The organism is Pseudomonas parasichuanensis (assembly GCF_021601385.1).
Taxonomy (GTDB): Bacteria; Pseudomonadota; Gammaproteobacteria; order Pseudomonadales; family Pseudomonadaceae; genus Aquipseudomonas; species Aquipseudomonas parasichuanensis.
Window position 1 is genome coordinate 129,664 of record NZ_BQHO01000005.1, and the last position, 11,538, is coordinate 141,201.

General features: G+C 63.9%; 9 protein-coding genes. 1 reads left to right on the forward strand and 8 read right to left on the reverse strand.

Features of this window, described 5'->3' with window-relative positions; genetic code table 11:
• Nucleotides 1–48 precede the first annotated feature (48 nt).
• From L6D77_RS06195 to secA, 4 genes are all read right to left on the reverse strand, one after another.
• Nucleotides 49–993 carry a Nudix family hydrolase gene (locus tag L6D77_RS06195; protein WP_232882219.1) on the reverse strand — a complete coding sequence of 315 codons (945 nt, stop codon included), beginning with the start codon at nucleotides 991–993 and terminating at the stop codon, nucleotides 49–51.
• Nucleotides 990–1,622: a glutathione S-transferase family protein gene (locus L6D77_RS06200; RefSeq protein ID WP_232882218.1), complete on the reverse strand. Its 633-nt coding sequence runs from the start codon at nucleotides 1,620–1,622 to the stop codon at nucleotides 990–992. The genes L6D77_RS06195 and L6D77_RS06200 overlap by 4 nt, the downstream gene beginning before the upstream one ends.
• A 140-nt stretch (nucleotides 1,623–1,762) precedes the next feature.
• Nucleotides 1,763–2,980 (reverse strand): bifunctional glutamate N-acetyltransferase/amino-acid acetyltransferase ArgJ, encoded by a 1,218-nt coding sequence (argJ, locus tag L6D77_RS06205; RefSeq protein ID WP_232882217.1) that lies wholly within the window; start codon nucleotides 2,978–2,980, stop codon nucleotides 1,763–1,765.
• Nucleotides 2,981–3,141: 161 nt separating this feature from the next.
• Nucleotides 3,142–5,877, reverse strand: coding sequence for a preprotein translocase subunit SecA (secA, locus tag L6D77_RS06210; protein ID WP_232882216.1), 2,736 nt, complete (start codon nucleotides 5,875–5,877; stop codon nucleotides 3,142–3,144).
• Nucleotides 5,878–6,212: 335 nt separating this feature from the next.
• Here secA and L6D77_RS06215 point away from each other — a divergent pair, with 335 nt between their 5' ends.
• A complete protein-coding gene (locus L6D77_RS06215; RefSeq protein WP_232882215.1) occupies nucleotides 6,213–6,674 on the forward strand; it encodes a DUF721 domain-containing protein in 462 nt (153 codons plus the stop codon).
• Between the two features lie 439 nt (nucleotides 6,675–7,113).
• Here L6D77_RS06215 and lpxC read toward each other — a convergent pair whose 3' ends face one another.
• The 4 genes from lpxC to L6D77_RS06235 all read right to left on the reverse strand — a co-directional run bounded on the left by lpxC (nucleotide 7,114) and on the right by L6D77_RS06235 (nucleotide 11,538).
• On the reverse strand, nucleotides 7,114–8,025 hold the full coding sequence (lpxC, locus tag L6D77_RS06220; protein WP_110991614.1) for a UDP-3-O-acyl-N-acetylglucosamine deacetylase: 912 nt from the start codon (nucleotides 8,023–8,025) through the stop codon (nucleotides 7,114–7,116).
• A gap of 114 nt (nucleotides 8,026–8,139) precedes the next feature.
• Nucleotides 8,140–9,336 carry a cell division protein FtsZ gene (ftsZ, locus tag L6D77_RS06225; RefSeq protein WP_110991615.1) on the reverse strand — a complete coding sequence of 399 codons (1,197 nt, stop codon included), beginning with the start codon at nucleotides 9,334–9,336 and terminating at the stop codon, nucleotides 8,140–8,142.
• Between the two features lie 55 nt (nucleotides 9,337–9,391).
• Nucleotides 9,392–10,654 (reverse strand): cell division protein FtsA, encoded by a 1,263-nt coding sequence (gene ftsA, locus L6D77_RS06230; protein ID WP_110991616.1) that lies wholly within the window; start codon nucleotides 10,652–10,654, stop codon nucleotides 9,392–9,394.
• Nucleotides 10,655–10,668: 14 nt separating this feature from the next.
• Nucleotides 10,669–11,538 carry a cell division protein FtsQ/DivIB gene (locus L6D77_RS06235; protein WP_153788216.1) on the reverse strand — a complete coding sequence of 290 codons (870 nt, stop codon included), beginning with the start codon at nucleotides 11,536–11,538 and terminating at the stop codon, nucleotides 10,669–10,671.

The window sequence follows — 11,538 nt, forward strand, 5'->3', positions numbered from 1 at the left end:
GGCGCTGTGCCGCGATAGGGCTGCAAAGCAGCCCCTCTAACAGGCGACTCAGGCCTCGGGCCAGAACGCCCGAATCCCCGCCACGCCCTGGGCACCGGCTTCCCACGCCTGCTCCCGCTCACCCGGCCCGACGCCACCCAACAGGAACACCGGGTGGTTGATCGTGCCGATCAAGCGTTGCGCATCATTCCAACCGAGCGGTGTGGCATCCGGGTGCGTCTGGGTCGCCTGCACCGGCGACAGGGTGACGAAGTCCACGCCCATCTGCTCGGCCAGCGCCAGCTCTTCGGCGCTGTGGCAGGAGGCCGCCAGCCAACGGTTCTCCGGGAACGGGCGGCCTTTGGCGGCATACTTGCGCAGCTGCGCCGCCGTCAGGTGCCAACCGGCCGACGGGAAGTCGCCCAGCCACTCCAACGGCCCCTTGAGCATCAATTGGGCCTTGCCGGCACACAGCCCGACCGCATCCACGGCAACGTCGCGGTACTTGGGGTCGTACATGTCCGGGGCGCGCAGCTGGATCAGCTTGATCCCACTGGCCACGGCTTTCTGGATGCCCTTGAGCAGCGCCGGCACCTCCAGCCCGTCCGGCGTGATCAGGTACTGATCCGGCAGGCGCGCAGCGGCGACGATCGGCTTGTTGGCCTCAGGGAAGTCGTACTGGCCCAGATCACGCGGCGCCACCCAGGCCAACGGCTGGCCTTCGGCGCCATGGGGTTCGCCGGTGAAGGCATCCACTTCGCGCACGTCCAGCAGCACCTGCTTGTCCGGGTAGTCGTGGCTGACCTTGATCAGCGGCCGCGAACGGCTGACCTCGATGCCCAGCTCTTCGCGCAGCTCACGGGCCAGCGCTGCCTCGACGCCCTCGCCCTCCTCCACCTTGCCGCCGGGGAACTCCCACAGGCCACCCTGGTGCTGGGTGTCGGCACGCCGGGCAATCAGGATGCGCCCGTCGGCGCCTCGGATAACGGCGGCAACCACATGAATCCGCTTCACCCTGCACGCTCCGCCAGGCCAGCCTGCTGCCAGGCCTGGAAGGCCGGCCACTGGTAAATGGTTTCAATGTAGGCCGCGGCTTCGGCGGGCACTTCGACGCGGTAGGTGCGCAGGCGCACGGCCACCGGGGCGAAGAAGGCATCAGCCAGGGTCGGCCGCCCGAACAGGAACGGGCCCTGATCCTTGGCCACCAGGCGGCATTCGGACCACAGGGCGACGATGCGGTCGATATCGACTTGCACGTCCAGCGGCACGTTCTCCAGCGCCTGGTCGCGGGACAGGTCGAACGGCATGGCACCGCGCAGGGCGAAGAAGCCGCTGTGCATCTGGGCGCAGGCCGAACGCGCCTGGGCGCGGGCGGCGACGTCTTCGGGCCAGAGCCCGGCGTCAGGATGCTGTTCGTTGAGGTATTCGGCGATGGCCAGGGAGTCGGCGATCACGCCGTGCTCGGTCTTGAGCAGCGGTACCTTGCCGGTGGCCGAGAACGCCAGCAGGCGTTGGCGGGTGTCGGGCTGGTTGAGTTTGACCAGGGTTTCTTCGTAGGGCGCGCCGGCCAGTTCGAGGGCCAGGGCGCCGCGCAGCGACCAGGAGGAATACAGCTTGTCGCCGATGATCAGGTGATAGCTCATGGGGCGGCTCCATCGATTCGGGATTTTTGGGGCTGCTACGCAGCCCTTTCGCGGCACAAGGCCGCTCCTACAGGAGAATCGCTATCCCTGTAGGAGCGGCCTTGTGCCGCGAAAGGGCCGCACAGCGGCCCCGACTTACATCAAGTACGGTATTCGGCGTTGATCTTCACGTACTCGTGGGACAGGTCGGTGGTCCAGATGGTTTCGCTGCACTGGCCACGGCCCAGTTCGATGCGGATGGTGATCTCTTCCTGGGCCATCACTGCCGAGCCCTGCGCCTCGGTGTAGCTCGGGCTGCGGCCGCCCTGGCTGGCGATGCACACGTTGTCGAGGTACACGTCGATCAGGCTGACATCCAGTGCTGGCACACCGGCACGGCCTACCGCGGCGAGGATGCGGCCCCAGTTCGGGTCGGAGGCGAACAGTGCGGTCTTGATCAGCGGCGAGTGGGCCACAGCGTAGCCGACGTCCAGGCACTCCTGGTGGTTGCCGCCGCCGTTGACCTGCACGGTGACGAACTTGGTGGCGCCTTCGCCATCACGCACGATGGCCTGGGCCACGTCCATGCACACTTCGAACACGGCCTTTTTCAGCGCCTCGAACAGCTCGCCGCGGGCTTCGGTCACTTCAGGCACGTCGGCCTTGCCGGTGGCGATCAGCATGCAGCAGTCGTTGGTCGAGGTGTCGCCGTCGATGGTGATGCGGTTGAACGACTTGTTGGCGCCGTCGAGCATCAGGTCCTTGAGTACCTGCGGTGCAACCTTGGCGTCGGTGGCAATGTAGCCGAGCATGGTGGCCATGTTCGGGCGGATCATGCCGGCGCCTTTGCTGATGCCGGTGACGGTGATGGTCTTGCCGTCGAACTGGAACTGGCGGCTGGCACCCTTGGGCAGGGTGTCGGTGGTCATGATGCCGGTGGCGGCTTCGGCCCAGTGGTTCTCGGACAGGTTGTCGAGGGCGGCTTGCAGCGCACCTTCGATCTTCTCGACCGGCAGCGGCTCACCGATCACGCCGGTGGAGAACGGCAGGACCGACTCGGCAGGCACGCCGGTCAGTTCGGCCAGCTTGGCGCAGGTGCGCTCGGCGGCGGCCAGGCCTGGGGCGCCGGTGCCAGCGTTGGCATTGCCGGTGTTGGTCAGCAGGTAGCGCACGGTGCCCTGCACGCGCTGCTTGGAGAGGATCACCGGTGCTGCGCAGAACGCGTTGAGGGTGAACACGCCGGCAACGCTGGAGCCTTCGGCACAGCGCATCACCACCACGTCCTTGCGCCCGGGGCGCTTGATGCCCGCCGAGGCGATGCCAAGTTCGAAACCGGGAACCGGGTGCAGGGTGGGCAAAGGACCAAGACCAACAGCCATTAGAGCGCTCCTAGAAAATACGTGGGGAATTGGGGCCGCTGTGCGGCCCTTTCGCGACACAAGGCCGCTCCTACAGGGTGATGCGATTCCTGTAGGAGCGGCCTTGTGTCGCGATGGGCTGCGAAGCAGCCCCGGGATCTCAAGCCAGTGGTGAATTCAGATCACTCGATCTGACCATGGCAGTGCTTGAACTTCTTGCCCGAACCACACCAGCACGGCTCGTTGCGGCCCAGCTTCAGGTCGTTGCGCACAGGCGCGGCGGCCACCGCGACTTCGGCGCCTTCTTCAGCCAGTTGCTCGCTTTCCAGGCCAGGGGCGGCAGCGTGCTGGAACTGCATGCGGCTGGCCAGCTCCTCGGCTTCGCGGCGCAGGCGGGCTTCTTCTTCGACCGGGTCTTCGCGGCGTACCTGAACGTGCGACAGCACGCGGATGGTGTCGCGCTTGATCGAATCCAGCAGTTCCTGGAACAGGGTGAACGACTCGCGCTTGTACTCCTGCTTCGGGTTCTTCTGGGCGTAGCCGCGCAGGTGGATACCGTGACGCAGGTGGTCCATGGTCGACAGGTGGTCTTTCCACAGGTCGTCCAGCACACGCAGCAGGATCTGTTTCTCGAAGGTACGCAGTGCGTCTTCGCCCGCCTGGTCTTCTTTCTCGTTGTAGGCGCTGGTGATCTCGGTGATCAGCTTCTCGCGAAGGGTTTCTTCGTAGAGGTGATCGTCCTCGTCGAGCCACTGCTGGATCGGCAGCTTGATGGCGAAATCGCTGGCCAGCGAAGCCTCGAGGCCGGCCACGTCCCACTGCTCAGGCAGCGACTGCGGCGGGATGTGCTGGCTGATGGTCGCATCGAGCACTTCCTGGCGGAACTCGGCGATGGTGTCGCCGATGTTCTCGGCGGCCAGCAGGCTGTTGCGCATGTGGTAGATCACCTTGCGCTGTTCGTTGGCCACGTCGTCGTATTCGAGCAGCTGCTTACGAATGTCGAAGTTGCGGCCTTCGACCTTGCGCTGGGCTTTTTCGATGGCGTTGGTGACCATGCGATGTTCGATGGCTTCACCGGACTGCATGCCCAGGGCCTTCATGAAGTTCTTCACCCGGTCGGAGGCGAAGATGCGCATCAGGCTGTCTTCCAGCGACAGGTAGAAGCGGCTGGAGCCGGCGTCACCCTGGCGGCCGGCACGGCCACGCAGCTGGTTGTCGATACGGCGCGACTCGTGGCGCTCGGAGGCGATCACGTGCAGGCCACCGGCTTCGAGGACCTGCTGGTGACGCTTCTGCCAGTCGGCCTTGATCTTGGCGATCTGCTCGGCGCTCGGGTTTTCCAGGGCGGCGACTTCGGCCTCCCAGTTACCGCCCAGCAGGATGTCGGTACCACGGCCAGCCATGTTGGTGGCGATGGTCAGCGCACCCGGGGCACCGGCCTGGGCAATGATCTCGGCTTCTTTTTCGTGGTACTTGGCGTTCAGGACCTTGTGATCGATGCCTTCCTTCTTGAGCAGGTTGGACATGTGCTCGGAGGTTTCGATGGTCGCGGTACCGACCAGAACAGGACGGCCCTGGGCCATGCTTTCCTTGATGTCGGCGATGATCGCGGCGTACTTCTCATCGGCGGTCAGGTACACCAGGTCGTTGAAGTCCTTACGGGCCAACGGCTTGTTCGGTGGGATGACCATCACGTTGAGGTTGTAGATCTGGGCGAACTCGAACGCTTCGGTGTCGGCGGTACCGGTCATGCCGGACAGCTTGGTGTAGAGGCGGAAGTAGTTCTGGAAGGTGGTCGACGCCAGGGTCTGGCTTTCGGCCTGGATGTTCAGGTTTTCCTTCGCCTCGATGGCCTGGTGCAGGCCTTCGGACAGGCGACGGCCCGGCATGGTACGGCCGGTGTGCTCGTCGATCAGGAGGATCTGGCCTTCCTGGACGATGTACTCGACGTTGCGGTGGAACAGCTTGTGCGCACGCAGGCCGGCGTAGACGTGGGTCAGCAGGCCCAGGTTGTGCGCGGAGTACAGGCTCTCGCCCTCGGCCAGCAGGCCGGACTGGGTGAGCATGTCCTCGATGAACTGGTGGCCAGCTTCGTTGAGTTCGACCTGGCGGCTCTTCTCGTCGATGCTGTAGTGGCCTTCTTGAGTGACCTGGCCTTCGACTTCCTCGATGTGCTGGGTGAGGCGCGGGATCAGGCGGTTGATCTCGATGTACAGCTTGGAGCTGTCTTCGGCCTGGCCGGAGATGATCAGCGGGGTACGCGCTTCGTCGATGAGGATGGAGTCGACTTCGTCGATCACGGCGAAGTTCAGCTCACGCTGGAACTTCTCGTCGACGCTGAACGCCATGTTGTCGCGCAGGTAGTCGAAGCCGAATTCGTTGTTGGTGCCGTAGGTGATGTCGGCGGCGTAGGCGGCGCGCTTTTCTTCCGGCGGCTGGAATGCCGAGACGATCCCCACGGTCAGGCCGAGGAATTCGTACAGCGGGCGCATCCAGTTGGCGTCACGGCGGGCCAGGTAGTCGTTGACCGTGACCACGTGCACGCCCTTGCCGGACAGTGCGTTGAGGTACACGGCCAGGGTACCGACCAAGGTCTTGCCTTCACCGGTACGCATTTCTGCGATCATGCCTTCGTGCAGGGTCATGCCGCCGATCAGCTGAACGTCGAAGTGACGCATGCCCATCACGCGCTTGCCGGCCTCACGGGCCACGGCGAAGGCTTCAGGCAACAACTGGTCGAGGGTTTCGCCTTTGGCCAGGCGCTCTTTGAACTCTGCGGTCTTGCCCCGCAGCTGTTCGTCGGAGAGGGCCACCATCTTCTCTTCGAAGGCATTGACGGTGCTCACCGTCTTGAGCAGGCGTTTGATCTCGCGCTCGTTCTTGCTTCCAAAAAGTTTCTTTAACAAAGGCGCAAACATATCGGCAGGATCTTCCACACGTAGGGATGGAGGGCGGCCCCATGAGTCGCCCGTGCAGCCCAGAGGCCGCATGCGAACGAGCATTCTACCCGGAAACGATGGTGAGGAAAGTGGTGGATTTCCACGATACTGGCACAGCGTATGTATGGGGCCTGCCTAACATAAGGGCTTTTTCGCCAAGTTCAAGGTGGCGGAAGATGAAACGTATCGAGAATGACTTGCATCAATAACAGGCGGTCACTGCCTGATCGAACGCTGTCGCGTGGGAGCGGGCTTGCCCCGCGATGAGGCGGCAACTGTTAGACTGGCAATCTTGTAACCCTTTGCGTAACTCCATGGCCTACAAACCCTCCCCCGCCCGCCCGCCTGCCGACCTGCTGCGCAAGGCCCGGCCGCTGCGCCTGTTGCTCAACCAGGCCGAGCGCCTGGAGCATCTGCAGCGCCTGCTGGAAAGCCAGCTGCAACCGGCTGCACGCGAGCATTGCCATGTGGCGTCGTGGAAGGAAGGCACCTTGCTGCTGGTGGTCACCGACGGCCACTGGGCCACCCGCCTGCGCTACCAGCAGAAGCGCCTGCAACGCCAGCTCCTGGCGCTGGAAGCCTTTGCCAACCTGACGCGGATCCTGTTCAAGGTGCAGCCGCCGCTGGTGTCGGCCAAACGCGAAGGACAGGGGCCGGAGTTGTCCGAACTGGCCGCCGAAAGTATCCGCGGCTCAGCCGAAGGTATCAGCGACCCTAAGCTCAAGGCCGCGCTGGAACGGTTGGCCGCGCACGCTCAAGGAAAGGACTTGAGCTGAAAGTGCTCGCCATGACTCTTGCAGTGGCGCTTAAATCGAGCGCCGCCCGCGCGGCGCATCGCTGGCAAGCCAGCTCCCACATCTGTTTCGGGCCAGTCACTCCTGGATGTTTATCACTGTCCGCCTTGTTGGCTCGACTCGATATTGAGGTGTGCACCTTTGGCGCCTCGCCCGACTCGAGACATGCGCCAAGGCGGGTAGCGGTACTTCCACAGACATAACTGGCCCGAAACAAATGTGGGAGCTGGCTTGCCAGCGATGCGCCGCGCGGGCGGCGCTCGATCTACGCACCACCTCGAATCCCCGGCCAGGCACCTGTGAGCCCTGACTCTGACCGCCCACAAGCACATCGCAACCATGCTCTCCCAGCATGCTGTTAAGCACCATAAAAAAGGCCACCCGAAGGTGGCCTTGATCAACAACTAGAGAGTGTTCGAACTTACACAGCTGCAACAGGGCGCATGTACGAGATCGGTGCCGTGCTGGCATCTTCGAAGAACACCACTTCCCAGGCGTCGGTTTCAGCAATCAGCTTGCGCAGCAGCTGGTTGTTCAACGAGTGGCCGGACTTGTAGCCCTTGAACTCGCCGATCAGGCTGTTGCCCAGCAGGTAAAGGTCGCCGATGGCATCGAGGATCTTGTGCTTGACGAATTCGTCTTCGGAGCGAAGGCCGTCTTCGTTGAGTACGCCGGTCTCATCGACCACGATGGCGTTCTCGACACTGCCGCCCAGCGCAAGGTTGTGCTTGCGCAGGTACTCGATGTCACGCATGAACCCGAAGGTCCGTGCGCGGCTGACTTCCTTCACGAACGAGGTGCTGGAGAAGTCTACAGAGGCGCTCTGGGTCTGGCCCTTGAGGACCGGGTGATCGAAGTCGATCTCGAAGCTCACCTTGAACCCGTCGAACGGCAGGAAAGTGGCGCGCTTGTCGCCCTCTTCCACTGTCACTTCGCGCAGGATGCGAATGAACTTCTTCGGTGCGTCCTGTTCTTCCAGGCCGGCCGATTGGATCAGGAATACGAAAGGTCCGGCGCTGCCATCCATGATCGGCACTTCCGAGGCGGAGAGCTCGACGTAGGCGTTATCGATGCCCAGGCCCGCCATGGCGGAGAGCAGGTGCTCGACCGTATCGACTTTGACGTCACCGTTGACCAGCGTCGTCGACATGGTGGTCTCGCCGACGTTGGCCGCGCGCGCCGGAATTTCGACCACAGGGTCGAGGTCGGCGCGGCGGAAGACGATGCCGGTGTCGACAGGCGCAGGCTTGAGGGTCAGGTAGACCTTCTCCCCGGAGTGCAGGCCGACGCCCGTGGCACGGATGGTATTCTTCAGGGTGCGTTGTCTAATCATGGCATTGGCCGCTTCAGCGCAAATAATGCGAACAGGTATCAACAAAGGCTGGGGATGATAACAGACCCGGCCTTTGCTGAACACCAATCACCCTTATACCCCTGATAAATTCCATCAATCGGCCTGACGACGCAGGAACGCCGGGATATCGAGGTAGTCCAGGTCATCCTGTGGGTTGAGTTTAGCGGCCGCCGCAGCACCTGCATGGGCCTGGTTGCGCATCACGGTCGGACGCTCCAGGTCGCGGTAGTTCACCGCTGGCTGCTCCTGGCGAACCGGGGCCGGGTTGGAGGACTCGTACACCTGCTGAGCGGTCTGCAGGGTGTTGTCGACCACCTTGACCGGCTTCTCGATGCGCGCGCCCAGGCCGGTGGCAACCACGGTCACGTGCAGTTCGTCGCGCATGTCCGGATCGATCACGGTACCGACCTTGACCATGGCGTGGTCGGAGGCGAAGGCTTCGATGATGCTACCCACGTCGGAGTATTCACCCAGCGACAGGTCCGGGCCTGCGGTGATGTTCACCAGGATGCCGCGGGCGCCCTGCAGGTTGACGTCTTCGAGCAGCGGGTTGCGGATCGCCGCCTCGGTGGCTTCGCGAGCGCGGTTCGGGCCGCTGGCGCAACCGGTACCCATCATGGCCATGCCCATTTCGCTCATCACGGTGCGCACGTCGGCAAAGTCGACGTTGATCATGCCAGGGCGCTTGATGATGTCGGAGATACCGCGCACGGCGCCGGCCAGCACGTCGTCGGCCTTGGCGAAGGCGGACAGCAGGCTGGCATCCTTGCCCAGGATGGTCAGCAGCTTCTCGTTGGGGATGGTGATCAGCGAGTCGACGCTGTCAGCCAGCATACGGATGCCTTCGTCGGCGATCTGCATGCGCTTGCGGCCTTCGAACGGGAACGGACGGGTCACCACGGCAACGGTGAGGATGCCCATTTCCTTGGCCACTTCGGCGATGATCGGCGCGGCACCGGTACCGGTACCACCGCCCATGCCGGTGGTGATGAACACCATGTTGGTGCCCTGCAGCACCTCGGCGATGCGCTCACGGTCTTCCAGCGCGGCCTGACGGCCGACTTCCGGGTTGGCACCCGCGCCCAGGCCCTTGGTCACACCGGTACCCAGTTGCAAAATGGTGCGCGCGCCGATGTTCTTCAGCGCCTGGGCATCGGTGTTGGCGCAGATGAACTCGACGCCTTCGATGTTGCTTTTGACCATGTGGTTGACAGCGTTGCCGCCGCCACCGCCGACACCGATCACCTTGATGACCGGGCTTTGCGGGACGTTGTCTACGAGCTCGAACATTTTCCCTCTCCTTACAGTTCTCTAGTTGTTGCGCCTACCACTACTGCTTTGAAACTTAGAAGTTGCCCTGGACCCAACGCTTGAGTCGTTCAAGCACCGGAGCCTTCGGTTCATCGCCATAGCTGTTGTTGCTGCTGTTGCTGATACCGGTCAGGGACAGGTCCTCGGACTGCTTCTGCAGGCCGTAGGTGAGCAGGCCCACGCCGGTGGAATAGATCGGGTTGCGCACCACGTCGCTCAGCCCCCGAACGCTGTGCGGCACGCCCAGGCGTACCGGCATGTGGAAGATTTCCTCGGCCAGTTCCACGGCGCCTTCCATCTTCGCGGTACCGCCGGTAAGGACGATGCCGGCGGGCACCAGGTCCTCGTAGCCGCTGCGACGCAGCTCGGCCTGGATCAGGGTGAAGAGCTCGTCGTAACGGGGCTCGACGACCTCGGCTAGGGCTTGGCGCGACAGCTCGCGCGGTGGGCGGTCGCCCACGCTCGGCACCTTGATGGTCTCGCCGGCGCCGGCCAGTTTGGCCAGGGCGCAGGCGTAGCGGATCTTGATTTCCTCGGCGTACTGCGTGGGTGTGCGCAGGGCCATGGCGATGTCGTTGGTGACCTGGTCGCCGGCGATCGGGATCACCGCGGTGTGGCGGATCGCGCCTTCGGTGAAGATGGCGATGTCGGTGGTGCCGCCGCCGATGTCCACCAGGCACACGCCCAGCTCTTTCTCGTCGTCGGTCAACACCGAGTAGGCCGAGGCCAGCTGCTCGAGGATGATGTCGTCGATTTCCAGGCCGCAGCGGCGTACGCACTTCTCGATGTTCTGTGCGGCATTGACCGCGCAGGTGACCACGTGGACCTTGGCCTCCAGGCGCACGCCAGACATGCCCAGTGGCTCGCGAACGCCTTCCTGGTTGTCGATCACGTAGTCCTGCGGCAGGGTGTGCAGCACGCGCTGGTCGGCCGGAATCGCCACGGCCTGGGCCGCGTCGAGGACGCGCTCGAGGTCGGCGGTGCTGACTTCACGATCGCGGATGGCGACGATGCCATGGGAGTTCAGGCTGCGAATGTGGTTGCCGGCCACGCCGACGAACGCCGAGTGGATGCGGCAACCGGCCATCAGCTGGGCCTCTTCCACGGCGCGCTGAATCGACTGCACGGTGGACTCGATGTTCACCACCACGCCCTTCTTCAGGCCGCGGGACGGGTGAGTACCGATACCGACGATTTCCAGGGTACCGTCTTCGCCGACTTCACCCACCAGCGCCACCACCTTGGAGGTGCCGATGTCCAGCCCGACGATCATTTTGCCGCTATGCGCGTTTGCCATGGTCCTGCCTCTCTCTAATTCTTCGCAACGGCGGGTTGGGCCGTCGTCGGTGCAATCGGTTCCCGCCAACCAACGGCCAGACCGTTGGCGTAACGCAGATCGATGCGGGCGATAGTGGTGATCTGGTCTTTAAGCGTTTTGTCGTAAATGGCAATGAAACGGCGCATCTTCTCCACCAGATGGTCGCGCCCCAACAGCAGTTCGATGCCTGGGCCGGCGCTGCCTGCACCGGTGGTCAGGAACCAGCTGCCTCGCTCGCGCAGCTCCAGGCGAGCGATGGAAAAGCCCATGGGGCGCAGCATCTGGCTCAATACCTGATACTGCTGCATGACTTGTTGCTGAGCCCGCTGCGGCCCGAACAGCTGCGGCAGGTGCTCGTAGTTGGCCAGCTCGCGCGGGGTGAAGGCCTGGCCCTGGTTGTTGAGCAGGGCCTCGTCGCCCCAGCGCGCCACCGGCAACTGCTCTTCCAGGCGGATCACCACTTCGTCCGGCCAGACCCTGCGCACTTCGGCGTGGGCGATCCACGGCATCTGTTCCAGCTCGACGCGCATGGCCGTCAAGTCGACGGTGAAGAAGCTCGCCGCCACGTAGGGCGCGATACGCTGCTGCACCGCCTGCTGGCTGATGTAGCTGAGGTCGCCCTGCACGGCGATCTTGGTGATCGGCCGGTCGGCATACGGCATCAGGCGGATGGCGCCTTCATAGGCGCCAAAGCCTGCGGCCACCAGCAGCACCGGCCACAGCAGGCGCTTGAGGCCGCCGAAGTTGGGACGGGGCAGGCGCGCCGATACGGGCTCGTCGGCCACCAGTCGGCTGGCACCGCGCGGCACCGGCTTGCTGCGGCCGGGGACGGGTTGCTGCTGACGTATCATCGCGCCTTGCAT